This window comes from Vibrio sp. F13 (genome assembly GCF_020806305.2).
Lineage (GTDB): Bacteria > Pseudomonadota > Gammaproteobacteria > Enterobacterales > Vibrionaceae > Vibrio > Vibrio crassostreae_C.
Window position 1 is genome coordinate 1,059,881 of sequence record NZ_CP170175.1, and the last position, 19,598, is coordinate 1,079,478.

At 44.8% G+C, this 19,598-nt stretch carries 17 protein-coding genes; all 17 read right to left on the reverse strand.

Going from position 1 to position 19,598, the window contains the following annotated elements:
* Positions 1–8: 8 nt before the first annotated feature.
* Positions 9–1,637 (reverse strand): urea ABC transporter permease subunit UrtB, encoded by a 1,629-nt coding sequence (gene urtB / locus LMH68_RS04855; RefSeq protein ID WP_017065607.1) that lies wholly within the window; start codon positions 1,635–1,637, stop codon positions 9–11.
* A 235-nt stretch (positions 1,638–1,872) separates the two neighbouring features.
* On the reverse strand, positions 1,873–3,159 hold the full coding sequence (gene urtA, locus LMH68_RS04860; RefSeq protein WP_010440568.1) for an urea ABC transporter substrate-binding protein: 1,287 nt from the start codon (positions 3,157–3,159) through the stop codon (positions 1,873–1,875).
* A gap of 293 nt (positions 3,160–3,452) precedes the next feature.
* Entirely contained in the window at positions 3,453–3,680 is a 228-nt protein-coding gene (locus tag LMH68_RS04865) for a zinc ribbon domain-containing protein (RefSeq protein WP_102387459.1), read from the reverse strand.
* 40 nt (positions 3,681–3,720) lie between these two features.
* The gene (locus LMH68_RS04870; RefSeq protein WP_229647777.1) at positions 3,721–4,710 is read right to left on the reverse strand and encodes a sensor domain-containing diguanylate cyclase; all 990 of its coding nucleotides are present in this window, start codon (positions 4,708–4,710) and stop codon (positions 3,721–3,723) included.
* 289 nt (positions 4,711–4,999) lie between these two features.
* A complete protein-coding gene (locus LMH68_RS04875) occupies positions 5,000–5,902 on the reverse strand; it encodes an alanyl-tRNA editing protein (protein WP_229647776.1) in 903 nt (300 codons plus the stop codon).
* A 131-nt stretch (positions 5,903–6,033) separates the two neighbouring features.
* Positions 6,034–7,515 (reverse strand): ribosome biogenesis GTPase Der, encoded by a 1,482-nt coding sequence (der, locus tag LMH68_RS04880; protein ID WP_017062511.1) that lies wholly within the window; start codon positions 7,513–7,515, stop codon positions 6,034–6,036.
* A gap of 158 nt (positions 7,516–7,673) precedes the next feature.
* Positions 7,674–8,834, reverse strand: coding sequence for an outer membrane protein assembly factor BamB (bamB, locus tag LMH68_RS04885; protein ID WP_017062512.1), 1,161 nt, complete (start codon positions 8,832–8,834; stop codon positions 7,674–7,676).
* Positions 8,835–8,844: 10 nt separating this feature from the next.
* A complete protein-coding gene (locus LMH68_RS04890) occupies positions 8,845–9,459 on the reverse strand; it encodes a YfgM family protein (RefSeq protein ID WP_017062513.1) in 615 nt (204 codons plus the stop codon).
* A 79-nt stretch (positions 9,460–9,538) separates the two neighbouring features.
* The gene (hisS, locus tag LMH68_RS04895) at positions 9,539–10,807 is read right to left on the reverse strand and encodes a histidine--tRNA ligase (RefSeq protein WP_004735105.1); all 1,269 of its coding nucleotides are present in this window, start codon (positions 10,805–10,807) and stop codon (positions 9,539–9,541) included.
* Between the two features lie 70 nt (positions 10,808–10,877).
* Positions 10,878–11,999, reverse strand: a complete 1,122-nt coding sequence (gene ispG, locus LMH68_RS04900; RefSeq protein ID WP_009848294.1) for a flavodoxin-dependent (E)-4-hydroxy-3-methylbut-2-enyl-diphosphate synthase — start codon at positions 11,997–11,999, stop codon at positions 10,878–10,880.
* Between the two features lie 7 nt (positions 12,000–12,006).
* Positions 12,007–12,975, reverse strand: coding sequence for a cytoskeleton protein RodZ (rodZ, locus tag LMH68_RS04905; RefSeq protein ID WP_229647775.1), 969 nt, complete (start codon positions 12,973–12,975; stop codon positions 12,007–12,009).
* Between the two features lie 440 nt (positions 12,976–13,415).
* A complete protein-coding gene (locus tag LMH68_RS04910; protein ID WP_017062516.1) occupies positions 13,416–14,558 on the reverse strand; it encodes a bifunctional tRNA (adenosine(37)-C2)-methyltransferase TrmG/ribosomal RNA large subunit methyltransferase RlmN in 1,143 nt (380 codons plus the stop codon).
* Between the two features lie 441 nt (positions 14,559–14,999).
* Positions 15,000–15,434, reverse strand: coding sequence for a nucleoside-diphosphate kinase (ndk, locus tag LMH68_RS04915; RefSeq protein WP_016797173.1), 435 nt, complete (start codon positions 15,432–15,434; stop codon positions 15,000–15,002).
* Positions 15,435–15,540: 106 nt separating this feature from the next.
* A complete protein-coding gene (gene pepB / locus LMH68_RS04920) occupies positions 15,541–16,836 on the reverse strand; it encodes an aminopeptidase PepB (protein ID WP_017062517.1) in 1,296 nt (431 codons plus the stop codon).
* A 206-nt stretch (positions 16,837–17,042) separates the two neighbouring features.
* Complete coding sequence (gene iscX / locus LMH68_RS04925; protein ID WP_004740335.1) at positions 17,043–17,243, reverse strand: Fe-S cluster assembly protein IscX; 201 nt, start codon at positions 17,241–17,243, stop codon at positions 17,043–17,045.
* A 134-nt stretch (positions 17,244–17,377) separates the two neighbouring features.
* On the reverse strand, positions 17,378–17,716 hold the full coding sequence (gene fdx / locus LMH68_RS04930; RefSeq protein WP_010440525.1) for an ISC system 2Fe-2S type ferredoxin: 339 nt from the start codon (positions 17,714–17,716) through the stop codon (positions 17,378–17,380).
* A gap of 20 nt (positions 17,717–17,736) precedes the next feature.
* The gene (hscA, locus tag LMH68_RS04935) at positions 17,737–19,587 is read right to left on the reverse strand and encodes a Fe-S protein assembly chaperone HscA (RefSeq protein WP_017062518.1); all 1,851 of its coding nucleotides are present in this window, start codon (positions 19,585–19,587) and stop codon (positions 17,737–17,739) included.
* Between the last annotated feature and the right edge of the window lie 11 nt (positions 19,588–19,598).

Here is a 19,598-nt window from a genome sequence, read left to right on the forward strand (position 1 = left end):
TGTTGTCCTTAACCTTCAGCCGCACGGCCACGTTGCGGGAATAGTCCGCGTGGACGTTTTTGAATAAACAGAATGATGAAAACCAGTACTAGGATCTTGGCGAGAACCGCACCAGCCCATGGTTCTAAAATCTTATTAAATAAGCCAAGGCTGAGCCCTGCGACTAGTGTGCCCCATAAGTTGCCAACCCCGCCAAACACCACCACCATGAAAGAATCAATGATGTACGCCTGCCCCATATTTGGGCCAACGTTAGTCAGTTGAGAAAGCGCTACACCCGCAACACCTGCGACGCCAGAGCCTAAACCGAAGGTCATCGCATCAACACGTTCCGATCGAATCCCCATCGCACGAGCCATACCACGGTTTTGAGAAACGGCACGAACCTGAAGGCCTAACGGTGTCTTTTTCAGAACCATCAATAACCCCATAAACACCAAGCCACAGAACAAGATGATGTAAAGACGGTTATAAGTCAGCGATAGCATAGGATTCAATTGAAGCGCACCAGACATCCATTCAGGTGTACTCACTGATCGGTTCAGCGGAGAGAAAATAGAGCGAACGGCTTGCTGCAAGATTAAGCTGATACCAAAGGTGGCGAGCAAGGTCTCTAATGGACGCCCATAAAGGTGACGAATCACGCTTCGCTCAATCGCAATACCCACTAAGCCCGAAACGATGAATGCTGCAGGAATAGAAAGTATTAGCGCTAAACCAATATGATTCGGCATCAGAAGTTGCAATACATAGGTGGTGTAAGCGCCAATCATGATCAGCTCGCCATGAGCCATGTTGATAACGCCCATCACACCAAAGGTGATCGCTAAGCCAATGCCCGCTAGTACCAATACCGAACCTAAACTCAAGCCAAAGAATACGGTTTCAACACCTGAGTACAGAGCTTGGCTTTGTTGATAATCGTCCATCGCACGCTCTGTTGCAGCCAAAATGCTTGGTTCTTGCTCACCGTTAAGTAGTTGGTTCAGTGTTTTTAGAACGACTGAATGCTTAAAGTCGCCCACTCGTTCAATCGATGTTACTCGAGCTTCAGTTGTTGCACTGTTATCAAGCGAGGTAAAAATAGCTAATGACAAATCCATGAGTTCAGCGACTTTACCATCGGTCTCATTTTCTCTAAGTTCGGATAAACGATCGATGATAGTGGCATCCTTAGTTCCCAGTAGATCGAGAACCGCTTGATAACGCACATCTGGGTTACTGCTATTTAATCCAATAGAGGCAATTTCACCCCGTAAGATCCCGCGAAGTTTGTTGTTTACGCGCACCTTTTTAAACAGCTTAGCATTGTCGATATTGAGAGTTGATTCATCCCATACAGACTGAGCTGAAGTGGCTGTTTTGGTGTTTTGAATGAGATAGAGCTGTTTATAATGTTCGTTTTTTTTATCATTGAAGTAATAGAGATTGCCGTTTAACCATCCATATAAAATAGCCTTCGACACGTCTTCCGTTTGTGTCTCAATGATCCAATCGATGGCTAGCTCTTTATCCGATGTTTTTTTACCAACTAGCGCCTTGGTAAAGCTAGCTTCATCCGTTATTCCAGCAAAAGCCAACTGAGCACTGATAGCCATGAGCAACAGCGCCTTAAATACGTTTAATACGTTCTTCATCCCTGCTTCCTTAACCAACAAGTTAGATATTGTTATTTTTTACTTGGTGGATGTTTGGATAGTTGTTGTGACTTGAAACTAATTTGAGCCTTCTCTTTCGTTGCGCCTCCATGCAGAAGCACTCTTCCCTAAAGAGAAGGCTCAATATTCATAGCTAGTAGTTACCGGTAATAGCTAACACCCAGTAACGAAAGCTGATAACCAGTAACTAGTTATCAGCTAAGAGCGAATAACTCTAGTTACCACCAGAACACTTTTTAGTTTCAACGTTGAACGCACCACATGAGAATGGCTTAGACCAACTAGAGAATAGTTTTGCTGATTCAGGTAAGTAGTTAGACCAAGCATCACCTGCAACAAGGCCTGTGGTTTCCCAAACGATGTCAAACTGGCCATCATCTTGAATCTCACCAATCAATACAGGTTTAGTTATGTGGTGGTTTGGTAGCATGGTTGAGTAGCCACCAGATAGGTTTGGAACAGACACACCAATCAATGCATCTTGCACCGCTTCAGCATCGGTTGTGCCCGCATTAGTCACAGCTTGAGCCCACATATTGAAACCAATATAGTGTGCTTCCATCGGGTCATTCGTTACACGTTTGTCACTCTTAATGAATGACTGCCATGTTTCAACGAACTCTTCATTGACTTCGGTATCGACGCTCATGAAATAGTTCCATGCCGCTAAGTGACCCACTAGAGGTTCAGTATCCATGCCCGATAGCTCTTCTTCGCCAACCGAGAATGCAATCACTGGAATGTCTTCAGATGAAACACCTTGAGCACCAAGCTCTTTATAGAAAGGTACGTTTGCATCGCCATTCACAGTAGATACAACGGCGGTTTTCTTACCAGCTTCACCAAACTTCTTGATATCTGAAACAATAGATTGCCAATCAGAATGACCAAACGGTGTGTAGTTGATCATGATGTCTTCTTCTGCGACACCTTTACTTTTTAGGTAGGCCTCTAAGATCTTATTAGTGGTACGTGGATAAACGTAATCGGTACCTGCAAGCACCCAACGTTCCACTTCAAGTTCATCCATTAAGTAATCAACGGCAGGAATCGCTTGTTGGTTTGGCGCAGCACCGGTGTAGAAAACGTTTTTAGAGGACTCTTCGCCTTCATACTGTACTGGGTAGAAAAGGATGCTGTTTAGCTCTTCAAAAACTGGCAGCATGGATTTACGTGATACCGATGTCCAACCACCAAATACCACATCCACTTTTTCTTTCTCGATAAGCTCACGTGCTTTCTCAGCAAACAACGGCCAGTTTGACGCAGGGTCAACAACTACAGGCTCAAGCTTCTTACCAAGTAAGCCACCTTTTTTGTTTTGCTCGTCGATGAGCATAAGAACGGTATCTTTTAGCGTTGTTTCACTGATCGCCATAGTGCCTGACAATGAATGTAGAACGCCGACTTTAATGGTATCGTCAGCCGCAAGCACTGTTGCAGAAGAAAATGAAAGTGTTGTACACAGTGCAGCTAGCGATAAATTGAACACCTTGTTCATGATATTACTCCATAATTGTATTTTTGTTATTCAATTACAGAGTTACAAGAAGAGTGCCAAACTTATAAACCAATGAAATTATTTATAAGTAATTGTATTAATAGAATTTAAAAGAAACTCACACCAATAGAGTGCATAGCAATCATGTAACTATGTTTCATACTGGTGCAGTGACGATAAGATTGAACCAAGATGACACACGCATATTCGCTAAATACAAAAAAAGCCCAATATTTTCATACTAGACCTCCAAAAAACATCTCAGATTATCGTCTTGCCATTGAGAGGTAAGACTATTCGGCTTGTTGAAACTCGAATTTCACTCTCGACTTAGATTTAAGCTCGTTACAATCGCCATTGCAGAAATAGCTCGCAGCCCCACAAGCTTGAAGCTTCTCTAATTGGCTGCTGCACTCAGGACAAAAGCCCACTTTTGTAAAGTGACCTTGGCAGCTTTCACAGTGGTATTTACCATCCCAGCTAAGTTCTGACTGGCATTTAGGGCAGATATTTTCACTCATAGGAAATCCTAACTTTTTACTTTCAGTACTAATAAGCAATCTACTCTTTCTTCGCCTTGGCTTGCTTGATTTGATACATGCTTTTGTCAGCTGACGCAATCAACTGATCGAGCCCTTTAGGCGACTTTTCACAAGCAATCCCAACACTGACTGAAAACTGAACGCCATTAATATAGAGAGCTTTATCCAACGCTTTTTCTAAGCTGTGATAAAAGTCTGACACTTTTTGTTCGGTATCAAAGCAAGAAAACACTACAAACTCGTCACCACCGTAACGACCTACCTTGGCACATGCCGTAGTCGCTTCATCGAGAACTTTTGCAACGGCTAACAGAACATCATCGCCAAAGCTATGGCCATACGTATCGTTGATTGACTTGAATTTATCAACATCAACAAACAGGCAGGCCATCACTTTGTCCGCAAAACATCGTTTAACTAAAACCTTCTTAGCTTCACTTAACAATGCTCGGCGGTTCAAGCAATGCGTCAGCGAATCATGACTGGCAAAAAAGTTGAGTTGATTCTCTAGCGCTACTGAATACAAAGAAGCAAGCAGCTCCAAGATCTCGAGCTCAAATTCATGCGGTTCAGAGATGTACTGACTATAAATAGCGAAGGTACCCAACACATTACCGCGCGACGAGATAATGGGTACCGACCAACAGGCATGCAGATTCGCTTGATTAGTGAGGGCTAAAAAAGGTGCCCAGTTTGGGTGTGCATTTATGTTGGAGACCATCACTGCTTTCTTAAGCGCAGCTGCCTCGCCACAAGAACCTATCCCCGCACCAATTTCTACCCCTTCAATCTGTTGATTGTAAAAATCAGGCAGGTTTGGAGCATATTCAAGGTGTAAAGTTTTAGACTCTGAGTTGAGCAGTAGAATTGAAGCCATGCGCTGCCCAAAAAGCTGCTCGGTAAGCTGAATAATCTTGTGATTTAAATCTTTGCGATCCATCCCAAGCGCAAGCTTCCGTAGCAAGCTATTGACGGCTCGATGACCTTCTAATAAAAATTGTTGTTCCATTCACTAAGGCTTTCAATTGTGTAATCGGGTACAGCTTGTTCTTATGCAAGCTTGTTATTGGTTAATAATAGCACACTAAATTAGTACGACACACAATCGAAGATCATAGGTTGATCTTTCGCTTTATCTATTTTGATCAGCGATCTACCCCAAAAAGAATATTTATATCACCACACACCGAAAGCATAAGTTACATATGCTGCATTTCAATTTCAAATAGTCATTTATATCAAAAGTGACATGTAAAAATAAAATAAACAGCACAAGCCATTTCGATCTGTAGTCTAAATCATCGAATTACATGCGTCAGCATTTCAATGTTTTGGCCATCTAGCTGGGTCAGCTTAACGGACAGCGCACCAAGTTCTGAGGTGTTCTCAATGTGAGTACCACCACACGGAATAGACACTAAAGTGTCGGCATCCAACTGCCATTCCCAATAGCGAGAGTCTGTTAATGCTTCGCCTTCCAGTCGCATTGCAACTGGCGTCGGCTCTGCAAACCAGCCCGCAATCATTTGGTTGATATCAGCTTCGATGTCATCAAGACTTGCTAGCATATCTGCAACGTTCAAACCACGCTTCTTCAGGGTTTTGCCTAAGCGATACTTATCGGTACACAGCTCTGGAGTCACAAAGCTCGTCACTTGTGCGTAGCTATTGAAGTCGTAACTGCCAAGCGGATCTTTTCTATCCGCATCTTTACGCCAGTAGCTTTCAGCCAATACTTTATTCAAGGCTAGGAAAGCGATGTGACCAGCACTGTGACCACGGCTCAAACTGGCTTGATACTCTTTATCAACCGACAACACGACTTCGTCGTTAACCTTAATCATAGAAGCAGATGTAGGTAGCTGGTGGACAACAACAAACGCCCACCCTTCCGTATCACGCTTAACAGGGATATCTGCTGCGATATGAAGCTTGCCAGTAGATTGTTCTATAGCACCAACAAGGCAGTCTTCAACGGGAAATTGCACGTCACCAACATTCACAAAGCCTTGGTCTGCAGGGTGATCGGGCCAAATATGACTCACTGGGTGGAAAGGTGTTACGTCGGCAATCAGGTAAGTTTTGCTGTCGTCGCTTTCAACGTATAGCGCTTTAGCATTGAGCTGCCAAGCCTGATGACAAAATTGAATAATGGTTGGTGTGATTGCTGACGCTGGTGTAATCAAATCGCTAGTAGTCATATCGTTCTTCTTTTGGAATCTAGTCTGATTCGTTAAGCCATGATGATAAAAACATATTGTTATGGCTTAACGTGAATTTTGCTTAAAAAAATACCCGAGACAGGCTCGGGTATCAAATCTATTGGAAAGGTTTACTTACGACCTTTAACCATGCTCATCATACGCTTACGTTTACGTTCTTGAGAAATTGTCAGCTTGTTTGTCTTAGCTTCAAATGGGTTCTCGCTGTTCTGGAATTGAATGCGAATAGGTGTACCCATGATTTCTAGTGAACGACGGTAGTAGTTCATCAAGAATCGTTTGTATGAATCTGGCAAGTTACGAACTTGGTTGCCGTGGATAACGATAATCGGTGGGTTGTAGCCACCAGCGTGCGCGTATTTCAGTTTCACACGACGGCCACGAACCATAGGCGGTTGGTGATCATCAGTCGCCATCTTCATGATACGAGTTAGCACAGAAGTACCAACACGAGTAGTCGCTGATTTGTAAGCTTCTTGTACAGACTCAAACAAGTGACCAACACCTGTACCGTGAAGTGCAGAGATAAAGTGAATACGTGCGAAATCAACGAAGCCTAAGCGACGGTCTAGCTCTTTCTTAACGCGTTCTTTAACGTCGTTATCTAGGCCATCCCACTTGTTTACGGCAATAACAATTGAACGACCAGCGTTCAACGCAAAGCCTAGCAAGCTTAGATCTTGATCAGAGATGTTTTCGCGAGCATCGATAAGCAGCAATACAACGTTAGCATCTTCAATCGCTTTCAGTGTTTTAACCACTGAGAACTTCTCTACCGTTTCGTTGATGTTTTTACGACGACGAACACCCGCAGTATCGATTAGAACGTATTCACGCTCGTCACGCTGCATTGGGATGTAGATAGAGTCACGAGTCGTACCTGGCATATCGTAAACAACCACACGCTCTTCACCAAGAATACGGTTCGTTAGCGTTGATTTACCTACGTTAGGACGGCCAATGATCGCTAGTTTGATCGGTTGATCTTGAAGACGCTTGAATTCTGCTTCAGCTTCTTCTTCTGTAAATTCAACCTGCTCTTCTTCTTCGTCTTCAAACTCAGTTAAGTCGCTTACTTCGCCATTCTCAGCTTTTAGCGCTTCTGCGAATGGGTTAAGAGCAAGGTCAATAAGTGCAGTAACACCACGACCATGCGCCGCAGCGATTTGGTACATGTCTTCTACACCTAGTTGCCAGAAGTCAGCACTTGCAGCATCAGGGTCGATACCATCAACCTTGTTTACTACTAGCATTGAAGGCTTTTCTAGTTGACGTAGGTGCTTAGCAATCGCCACGTCTGAAGGTGTTAGACCCGCACGGCCATCTACCATAAATAGAACGACATCAGCTTCATCAATCGCCGCTAGCGACTGTTCAGCCATTTTAGTTTCAACACCTTCTTCAGTACCGTCGATACCGCCAGTGTCAATAACAATAAAGTCATGCTCGCTAAAATGAGCATGACCGTATTTACGGTCACGCGTTAAGCCAGGGAAATCCGCAACCAATGCATCACGAGTTCGAGTCAATCGGTTAAATAACGTAGATTTACCTACGTTCGGACGCCCTACTAGAGCAACAACAGGTACCATAACAACCTCTACAATTTCTTCTCTAAATGTAGTTATAGGTAAGCACTTGTTCGCAAGTTTAAACTCTTACCTATAACCACACGGTTTATTAATTTTTAACAACAAAACGGCTCCTGGCTGTTACCAACCAGGAGCCGACTGTGAATTATATCACGCTTTTATTGGCTAATCGTTAGTTTCTTTACATCGCCATTGCGAGTCGTCACTAAGTAGCCTTCAGGCAGTTCAATTGGTGCAACCGCAAAGCCGCTATCATCGACAAGCTGTTGAGCAACAAACTCACCCGATGAACGATCCAACCAGTGCAGATAACCTTCAGTATCACCCACGACTACATAACCATTAATAATAGCAGGTGCTGTCAGTAAGCGGTTTTCTAACAATGGAGTGCTCCACAGTTCAGTACCACTACGCGCATCAACCGCAACCACATGGTCTTTGTCGGTAACAACGAACAAACGGCTACCATCACTTGCTAAATCAATCGCTGATGAGTAGTTACGTTTCCAAATTGGCTTACCAGAACGAAGGTCGATAGCAATCAGCTGACCATTGATACCTACGGTATACAGGGTGCCACCAAGAACAATTGGAGATGCATCAACATCAACCAAACGATCAATTTCCGTTGCACCTTTTGGTGTGCCTACTGGCTGTTGCCAAATAAGCTGACCACGATCAACGATAGCCGCAGCTAGACGACCATTTGCTGTACCCCAGAATACACCACCAGAAACTGCAACAGGCGAGCTATCGCCACGCAGTGTTAGGCTTGGTACTTCCGTACTGATGGTCCATTTTTGTTCACCGCTTGCTTGATCTAACGCGATCAACATACCGCGACTGGTATGAACAATGACCATGTTGCTATCAGTTGCTGGGGATGCAAGCACCTCGCCATTGACTGATACACGCCACAGCTCTTCACCGGTCGATTCTTCCAGTGCGATCACTTCGCCATTTTCAGAACCAACAAAAACTTTACCGTAAGCCGCCGTTAAGCCACCCGATAAACGAGCCAATACGTCTTTCTCAAGATCGACTTTCCACAGCGCTTTACCTGTATCAGGATCAAGCGCTTTAACCATACCTTCACGGCTTGCAACAAACACTTTGTCGTAAGCCAATTCTGGCGTTAGTTTTGAAAAGTAGTGACCAACACCATCACCAACCGACGTAGACCATTCCTGACTAGGAGTGAACTCGCTGTTTACCGTTGGGACTGGAGCCATGATTACGGTGTCTTCTTCACCCGCACAGCCAGCTAGTAGGCCAAGAGCAATCGCACACAACGCCGCTTTTGGAAACATCTTCTTCATTCAAAGCGCCTTATTTAGCTAGGTCGTCAAGTTTGATTTGAAGCGTTTGGCTAGCGTCAACAGCTTGCTGTGCTTCTGTGTAAGCACTGTATGCTGCGTCTGTGTCGCCTTTACGAAGTGAGATATCACCACGCAGTTCAGCAACACGGCCTTTCCAAGATTCGTCTGTCATAGCAGCAAGATCAGTCAGTGCTGCGTCAAATTCACCTTGCTCAGCTTTAATACGTGCAACACGGTAAGTAAGTAGTGGCGCAAGTGCCGCGTCCTTAGTTGCCGATTTTGCCCACTCGAGCTGTTCAAGTGCCGCCGCTAGATCGCCTGCTTGTACTTGTACTTTTGCTAGTTGCATAGCAGCAAGTACTGAGTACTCAGCATCTTTGTTTGCGTCGATGAAAGCTTGAATATCAGATTGAGCATCAACACCCTTAACATCAAGAGCTGAAATTACAGAGGTGTAGCTTTCTGAAGCTGCTTCACGCGCTTCAACTACTGAATCTTGGTAATAGCGCCAGCCAAATAGACCACCTAAACCAATAACCGCACCAAAGATTACGGCTTTACCGTTCTCTTTCCACCAATCTTTAATGGCTTCAACTTGTTGCTCTTCGCTATCGTAAAGTTCCACTTCCTGTCCTCTTTAATTCTTTAAACGCCAGCATAGTGCTGACGTTAGTATTCATTATGAGCGTTTGCTCAATGGCTAATTAGATTAGCGCAGCAACTTTCTCTGCAACTTCCGTTTGAGACACGGTTTCTTGCTCGCCGCCAACCAGATCTTTTAGCACAACTGTATTGTCAGCAACTTCGTTCTCACCAAGTACCAGCGCCACAACAGCACCTACTTTGTCAGCACGTTTGAATTGCTTCTTGAAGTTACCACCACCGAAGTGGTTCATTACACGCACGCCTTCAACGGTGTCGCGTAATTGATTCGCTAACTGCATGCCCGCGATCATAGTACCTTCGCCAGCAGCAACTACGTATACATCAACGCTACGACGAACTTCTGTTAGCTCTAGCGTTTCCATCATAAGAACCAAACGCTCTAGACCCATTGCGAAGCCAACTGCATTTGTTGCTTTGCCGCCTAGTTGCTCAACAAGACCATCGTAACGACCGCCGCCACATACTGTACCTTGAGCACCAAGGCTATCTGTGATCCACTCAAATACGGTGCGGTTGTAGTAATCTAGGCCACGTACTAGACGCTCATTAACTTGGTATTCGATACCAACAGCGTCAAGAAGTTCACACAAACCAGCAAAATGTTGCTTCGATTCTTCACCTAGATATTCAGATAGTCGAGGTGCGTCACCTAAGATAGCTTGAACATCAGGGTTCTTAGTATCAAGTACACGTAGAGGGTTAGTGTGCATGCGACGTTTGCAGTCTTCGTCAAGCACATCAATGTGTTGCTCAAGGAAAGCCACTAAGGCAGTGCGGTAGCTAACGCGATCTTCTTGAGAACCGATTGAGTTCAGCTCTAGGCGAACGTGCTTGTCGATGCCTAGCTCACGCCATAGACGTGCTGTCATCATGATAAGTTCTGCGTCAACGTCTGGACCGTCTAGGCCAAACACTTCAACACCACATTGGTGGAATTGACGGTAACGACCTTTTTGAGGACGCTCGTGACGGAACATAGGGCCCATGTACCATAGGCGCTGTTCATCACGGTTGATAAGGCTGTTTTGAATACATGAACGAACACAACCTGCTGTGCCTTCTGGACGCAGCGTTAGGCTATCGCCATTGCGGTCGTCAAAGGTGTACATCTCTTTAGAAACAACGTCTGTCTCTTCACCAACTGCACGGCTAAATAGGTTTGTTTCTTCAACGATAGGCATACGTACTTCGTTGTAACCGTATGCGCTCACCACGCTTTTAACTGCGCTTTCTACTTTCTGCCACAGTGGTGATTGAGTTGGAAGGCAGTCGTTCATGCCTCGAATTGCTTGGATATTTTTAGCCACAGTATTTATTCCGTAATTTCTCACGACCAGGTGTTAGTGCGAATAGACAATCACACCCCATCGCGTTGTATTAATCTTCTAAGTTTTCTACATCAATGCGATTTGCTTTATCAAGCACTGACGCTTTTGCACGAATCTTAGCTTCAAGTTTGTCGACAAGGTCATCGTTGTCGAAGCGCTCTTTCTGACGCTTACCATCTTCGTAGAAGGCACTCTTACGTGCACTACCAGCTAAACCTAAGTGAGACACTTCAGCTTCACCAGGGCCGTTAACCACACAACCGATGATAGATACGTCCATTGGAGTGATCACGTCTTCTAGGCGCTCTTCAAGGGCATTAACGGTGTTAATAACATCGAACTCTTGACGAGAACAGCTCGGACACGCAATGAAGTTGATGCCACGCGAACGAATGCGCAAAGATTTAAGAATATCAAAGCCAACTTTGATCTCTTCAACCGGATCAGCCGCTAGCGATATACGCAGCGTATCGCCGATACCTTCAGAAAGAAGCATACCTAAACCTACCGCTGACTTCACAGAGCCTGCACGCGCACCACCCGCTTCGGTAATACCAAGGTGGAGAGGTTGATCAATCTGCTTAGCCAGCAAACGGTAAGAACCGACAGCAAGGAATACATCAGAAGCCTTCACGCTGACTTTGAATTGATCAAAGTTCAGGCGGTCTAGGATATCTACATGACGCATTGCTGATTCAACAAGCGCTTCTGCTGTAGGTTCTGTGTATTTCTCTTGGATCTCTTTCTCAAGAGAACCGCCGTTAACACCAATACGAATCGGAATATTCATATCACGTGCACAATCAACAACTGAGCGGATACGGCTTTCGTTACCGATGTTACCTGGGTTGATACGCAGACAGTCAACGCCGTATTCCGCCACTTTAAGTGCGATACGGTAGTCGAAGTGAATATCAGCAACCAAAGGAACAGAGACCTGCTGCTTGATTAGCTTAAAGGCTTCAGCTGCATCCATAGTCGGTACAGATACGCGAACGATATCAGCGCCAACTTTTTCCAGAGCTCTAATTTGAGCAACGGTCGCGGCTACATCTGTTGTTCTTGTGTTGGTCATGGATTGCACAGCAATTGGTGCACCATCACCGATCGGCACATCACCCACATAAATACGGGTTGATTTGCGACGAATAATAGGAGATTCGTGTTGCATATTAACTCTAAGGTAAGGTTATTCTAGCTACTTTGCCTGAAGTATACCCAGAAAGGTCGACAGGTTCACTTGCAAATGTCATTGATACGCCTTCTGGCGCACCTAGAATCACTTTATATGGCGCAGTTCCTGATAGATTTAACGACTGACCTGCTTTTTTGATGCCAGTCGACAAGGTTTTACCCGTTGCATCTTTTACTTGGATCCAACAATCAGCAGAGAACTGCATGACTAGCTCGTTAGCCACAGCTTCAGGAGCCGTGCTTGCTTCAACCGCTTCTGTATTAGCAGCAGCTTCAGCAGTTGGTTCAGCAGTTGGTTCAGTCTCTGTTGCTTGTTGTGCAGGAGTTTCGTCAGCTGGAGTAACAGCATCTGAAGTATCTTCCGCATCGCTTATCGCAGCAAGGCCTTCAGTATCTTCAACAACAGAAGCACCCGCTTCATTTTGTTCAGCTTCAATCACTTCTAAAGATGTGAATTCAGGGGCAAGTGATTCTTCTACCGCGAGCTCTTCTGAGCTTTCGGTATTCGCTAAAGATTGAGATAGGGTGTCTTGTTGTTGGTTCTGCCACCACCAAAGTGAGGAGATACCCGCAATGACCGCAAAAATACTCCAAGTCAGGATCATAATACGGCTGTTGTGCTTCTCGGTTTTGGTCTTACGAGAAAAGCTCAACATTTCTTGCTCTTGATGCTGAGCATCACCGGCATGATGCAGCGCACTCAATACGACTTTTTCGTCAAGATTGACGTATTTCGCGTATGAACGAATATAGCCACGCATAAACGTCGCCACTTGATCTGACTCGAATTGGTTTTCTTCAATTTGTTGGATCAGAGTAACGCGAAGTTTCAAGCGATCAGAAATCTGCTTTTGCGTTAAACCAAGAGATTCTCGTTTGTTCTTAAGCAGCGTTCCCGCTTCCAAAGCTGGAGCTACGTTTTCTTGCGCTTGTGTATCTTGTTCTGTGTTCATAGAGAGTGAACTTCTAAAGTATTATCGCAGGTTGAGGAGAGCGTTTTCTTATTGTCGTTTAAGCTCAATCTAACAACCCACGTTATGTGGAATTTTTCCTGCTATCTAAATCATCAACCCTTAAAGGCGAACATCATTCATTTATTATGGATGACCTTCTCAGGAAGCTAGTTTATCAAGTAGCCAACCTAAATAGACATATTGATGATCAGTAGCAAGCGAGCACTTAAATTAATTTAAGATTAGTTAATCATAAGCTAATGCCATTACAAGGCAAAAACACTTTAAACAAAATTTACCGTCAGCTCATGGTTTTGTCCAAAATTTGACGAAAAATGTAAGAAAGCGTGGGCAAGAAGTCCAAAAAATCAAAAACTGCACCCCAGAAAAGCAACAAGCCAGAAGTAAGACTTCTGGCTTGTTTAGGTTCTAATCGCGTTTTATACCGCTTTTACTTCAATCACACCACCGGCAATCAAGTTCGCTTCAGAGGCTGCTTTAAGCATTTTAGTACGCTTGGTTCTATCAATCACATCACCGACTAACTGACCACACGCGGCATCAATATCATCACCACGAGTCTTACGAACGGTTACTGTGTAGTTGTATTCCATCAGCGTTTTTTGGAAGCGATCAATACGAGAGTTGCTTGGCTTCTTATAAGGCGACCCCGGGTAAGGGTTGAATGGAATCAAGTTGATCTTACAAGGCGTCTCTTTCATTAGCTCTGCAAGTTCACGTGCGTGGTCCATATCATCATTCACATGATCCAATAACACGTACTCAACCGTTACTTTACCGCGGTTAGCATTTGAAGATGCAATGTAACGACGAACAGATGCTAGGAAGTCTTGGATATCCCAACGGTCGTTGATCGGCATTATTTGGCTACGTAGTGCATCGTTTGGCGCATGTAGAGAAATAGCCAATGCGACATCGATGTTGTCTGTCATTTGGTCAAGGCCAGAAACAACACCAGAAGTTGATACGGTTACACGACGCTTAGACAGTGCGAAACCTAGATCATCAAGCATGATTTCTAATGATGGCATTAGGTTCTTCATGTTCAATAGAGGCTCGCCCATACCCATCATTACAACGTTAGTAATTGGACGACGACCGGTTTCTTTTTCTAGGCCGATTTCGCGAGATGCACGCCAGATTTGGCCAACAATCTCTGAAACTTTTAGGTTACGGTTGAAGCCTTGTTGAGCTGTAGAACAGAACTTACATTCAAGTGCACAACCAACCTGTGAAGATACACATAGCGTCGCACGGTCACCATCTGGGATGTATACCGTTTCAACGTCTTGGTCGCCAACGCTCATCGCCCATTTAATTGTGCCATCTGAAGAGTGTTGAGCTTCAGAAACAACAGGTGCAACAATCTCACAGCGACGTTGAAGTTTCTCACGTAACTTTTTGTTGATGTTGTTCATTTGTTCGAAGTCATCGACACCGAAGTGATAAATCCACTTCATCACTTGCTCTGCTCGAAACGCTTTCTCATTCAGTTCTTCTGTGAAAAATTTACGAAGACCTTTACGATCAAAATCGAGTAGATTGACTTTAGCTGTGGTCATGATGCCTCTCAATGACGGAACAATAATTAAGGGCGCGAATTGTACAGGCTTTACGCAACTTCAACAAGCATTGTAAAACCCTGTGTTTATTAAGACATTCAAACTTAAGCGATTAAAATTTGAACGATTGTATTTATCGGCCTGAGATTACCCAATTTAAACAAAGATTCCCGATTACACTCCTTCGTCGCTTTCGGGAATGACGTAAATAATCACCAATTGCTCGATAATATTTACCACGAGATGGTTGCTCCAAAGTTCCCCGTCATTCCAGAACTGAGGAACGAAGTATCTGGAATCTCCAATAACAAAAACAGATTCCCGATTACGCTCCTTCGTCGCTTTCGAGAATGACGACTAAATTAATTATCGAGAGCGTAAAATCCACTTACAAAAAAGGCCTCACCGAGGTGAAGCCTTTAGAATAATTTGCAGTGCCGATTATTGAGCTGGGCGTGGGCAAATTTCAGATTCTGGGAAGAAGAATTCGATTTCGCGAGCTGCAGACTCAGGGCTGTCGCTGCCGTGAACTGAGTTGTAACGCATGCTGATTGCGTAGTCAGCACGGATAGTACCGCATGCCGCTTCTTCTGGGTTTGTTTTACCCATAAGCTCACGGTAACGAGCGATAGCGTTTTCGCCTTCAAGCACTTGAACCATGATAGGACCAGAAGTCATAAACTCTTTAAGAGCTGGGAAGAACTCTTTACCTTCATGTTCAGCGTAGAAGCCACTCGCTTGCTCTTCAGTAAGACGAACCATTTTAGCAGCAATAATTTCTAGGCCTGCTTTTTCGATACGGTGGTAGATTTCACCAACAAGGTTACGCTTAACTGCATCCGGCTTAACAATTGAGAACGTTCTTTCTAGAGCCATAGGGATTCCTTCACTTCATTTTTTTGTTATTAAATACTGAAATTACTGAGATCTTTCGATCTGAGCTTTATGAATGAGCGGCACAAAATACCGCTCACCCTTATTATTATTTTGCTTGGTCGATAAGAAGACGAGCCAGTGTGCGAACGCCCATACCCGTTGCGCCTGCCGCCCACTTGTCACTTGCTGACTTACGGTAAGTACCCGCGCAATCCATATGAATCCAACCTTTTTTGTAGTCATCTACAAAGTAAGAAAGGAATGCCGCAGCTGTACTTGCACCCGGTGTGTAATCGCCCGTGCTGATGTTTGAAAGATCAGCAAAGTTTGAAGGCAACATACCACGGTGGAAATCAGCAAGAGGCAGTGGCCATAAGCCTTCTTTCTCTTGATTTGCCGCCGTTAGCGCTTGATGAGACAACTCATCATCGAAGCTTAATAGTGCGTGGTAGTCGTTACCTAATGCGTTTTTAGCCGCGCCTGTTAGCGTTGCACAGTCGATGATCAGCTCAGGGCTTTGTGCACTTGCGTACATCAGGCCATCAGCTAGCACTAAGCGACCTTCCGCATCAGTGTTCATGATCTCAACTGTTTTACCGTTTTTGTAGGTAATGATATCGCCAAGCTTCAATGCGCGACCAGAGATCATGTTCTCTGCGCAACATAGAATAAGCTTGATGCGCTTGTTAAGACCGCGTTCAATCGCAAGACCTAAGCCACCAGTAATCGTTGCTGCGCCACCCATGTCAGCTTTCATCGCTGTCATGAATTGGCCTGGCTTGATACTGTAACCGCCCGAATCGAACGTAATACCTTTACCGACTAAACAGGCAAATACAGGTGCGTTTTCATCGCCTGTTGGGTTGAAGTCCAGTTGCAGCATTGCTGATGTACGCTCAGAGCCACGGCCGACCGCGTAGATGCCTTCCCAACCTTCGGTTAGTAGATCCTTGTCTTTAACGATCTTCGCTTTAACAGTGCCCGCTGGCGCCACTGACTTGATGTATTCTGCAGCCATTGTCGCAAGTTGACGAGGTGCCACTTCTTCAGCGGTTTTATTGATAATGTCACGCGTCCAGTCAGTTGCGCGAATACGAGCTTCAAGCTCAGTTTGATCGGCTTCTGAAAGTGCATCCCATTCCAATGCATTCTTTTTCTTTGGTCCACGGTAGCCTTGGTAGAAAGCCCAAACGCTTTCTAGATCCCAACCTTCACCACGAAGTGAAACGAATGCGATACCTTGTCCGTCAAGCGTACGACCCGCACGTTGAACTGCGCCTAGATCGTGGCCTTCACCAATGTGAATTGTCGCTCCCGCTTCTGAGAACGATAAAATAGCTCTTGCTCCCCACTGAGGCTGGGCAGCTTCTTGACTTAAAAATACTGACATCTGTGTAGACATGATTTCTCCTTGTCATGAACCACTGTGAGTGTGTGATTCTGATTATTTTTTATTAGCGCACTGATGTTAGCATTATGTAGGAGGAAAATGTCATTTTGATAAAAAAACGGACCATAAGGTCCGCTTTTTTTAGTAAGAATTGTTAACTTGGCTGCGTTTTATATTGGACTGATACCAACCCGCGACCAAATCATTAGACAAGAGGATTAATCCATCTCATCCATCCAGCACAAAATAATAGCCTCTAAGATTTTCTCATTCGAGTGGTTAGGCTCGTCGTCGAACTCTTCAAGGTCTAGCACCCATTGATGCAGATCGGTAAAACGTACCGTTTTAGGATCAGTATCAGGGTACAAATCACATAGCTCAATTGCGATATCTCGCGAATCAATCCACTTCAAGCTCATAACACTTCCTTATATTTATCAGCGACGCTTGGTCACCTTTATGATCTATATTCTAGGCCAGTTTTCTTAGTATGTTTGTCTAAGCAATAACTCTCTCAGTCATCGCTGTATTAGCCATGACTGAGAACAGGTTCTTAATGGTCTTCAGAAGCCAGGTTCAACGTGTACTTTGGAATCTCTACAACAAGATCCGTATCAGCCACTTTAGCTTGGCAACCAAGGCGAGATTCCATCTCTAAGCCCCATGCCTTATCTAGCATGTCGTCTTCTAGATCATCACTCTCTTCTAAAGAATCGAAGCCTTCACGAATCACGACGTGACATGTTGTACATGCACACGATTTTTCACATGCGTGTTCAATACCAATACCGGCCTTCAATGCAACATCAAGAACCGTCTCACCAGTTTTTGCTTCTAAAACAGCGCCTTCTGGACATAGATCTTCGTGAGGTAAAACAATAATCTTTGGCATGTTTATCTATTCTCTAACTATTAAATATTATCGACTGACTGACCTGACAGTGCAGCACGAATTGATTTATCCATACGACGAGAAGCAAAGTCTTGGCTCGCTTTGTCGGTATTCTTAATTTCTAGTTCAATAGCATCAGCGTTGTCGCCATTACGCACTTCAATCAGTGCTTCAATCGCTTGAACAAGTTGTTGTTTGCCTTGCTCATCAAGTAGCTCGTCACCGTCGGCTTGCATTGCAGCGATAAGGCCTTCGATAACGCGATCCGCTTCTACGCGTTGCTCAGCAAGAGCACGCGCTTGCATGTCTTCTTTTGCAAACGTCATCGAATCTTTCAGCATGCTAGCCACTTCGTTGTCGCTTAGACCGTAAGAAGGCTTAACTTGGATTTCAGCTTGAACGCCAGTGCTCTTCTCCATTGCGGTAACCGATAGCAGGCCATCAGCATCCACTTGGTAAGTAACACGAATATGAGCAGCACCTGCAGTCATCGGCGGGATGCCTTTCAGAGCAAATCGAGCCAGTGAACGACAGTCATCAACCATCTCACGCTCGCCTTGCACGGTGTGTACTGTCATTGCAGTTTGACCGTCTTTGAACGTGGTAAACTCTTGTGCACGAGCAACTGGGATCGTGGTATTACGAGGGATGATCTTTTCGACTAAGCCACCCATGGTTTCGATACCCAGTGACAGAGGGATAACATCCAATAGCAGCATCTCAGAGTCAGGCTTGTTGCCAACTAAGATATCCGCTTGAATCGATGCGCCAATCGCAACCACTTCATCAGGGTTAATACTGGTTAATGGAGTACGACCAAAGAAGCCACCGACCATTTCACGAACAAGTAAGGTACGAGTTGAACCACCTACCATCACGACTTCTAGTACTTCATCCGCGTCAACTTCCGCATCTTTCAGTGCTCGGCGGCACGAAAGCAGCGTTTTCTTAACTAGTGGCTTGATGATCTCTTCGAACTCTTCACGAGTTAAAGAGCCAGACCAACCTAGTGCTTCAACATTAACGCTTTCAGCTTCAGATAAGCCAATCTTCGCTTCTGTTGCTGCGTCTAGAAGAATACGGTTCTGTTCTGCTGTCAGCTCTAACAAGCCCATTTGCTCTTGGAAATGATCCGCAATTAAATGGTCAAAGTCATCGCCGCCTAATGCAGAGTCACCACCGGTTGCTAAAACTTCGAAGACACCTTTAGACAGGCGTAGGATAGAGATATCAAACGTACCACCGCCTAAGTCATAAACAGCGATTACCCCTTCTTTACCTGAATCCAAGCCATAAGCAATCGCAGCTGCAGTGGGTTCATTAAGAAGACGTAACACATGAAGACCAGCAAGTTGCGCTGCGTCTTTGGTACCTGCACGTTGTGCATCATCAAAGTACGCAGGGACGGTAATCACGGCACCAGCCAATTCACCACCTAACGTCGACTCAGCACGTTGACCGAGTGCACGAAGAATATCTGCAGATACTTGAATTGGGTTCTTATTTCCTTGCGCTGTGTTAATCACAGGCAGGCCATTATCACTTTCTTCAAACTGATATGGCAGAGATGGGTATCGCTGTTGAATATCTGACAGTGAACGACCGATTAATCGCTTAACTGAGATAATGGTATTTTTAGGATCAGTTTGTGCATTTACACGCGCTTCATCACCAGTGGTGTACGACTCTGACTGATAGTGAACAACGGAAGGGAGAATACTGCGACCTTGTTGATCAACAAGCGTGCTTGCCTCACCACTGCGCACTGACGCAACCAATGAGTTTGTTGTACCTAAATCAATACCCACTGCAAGCTTGTGCTGGTGAGGAGCGGCGCTTTGCCCTGGTTCTGCAATCTGAAGTAGTGCCATGGATGTGTCCT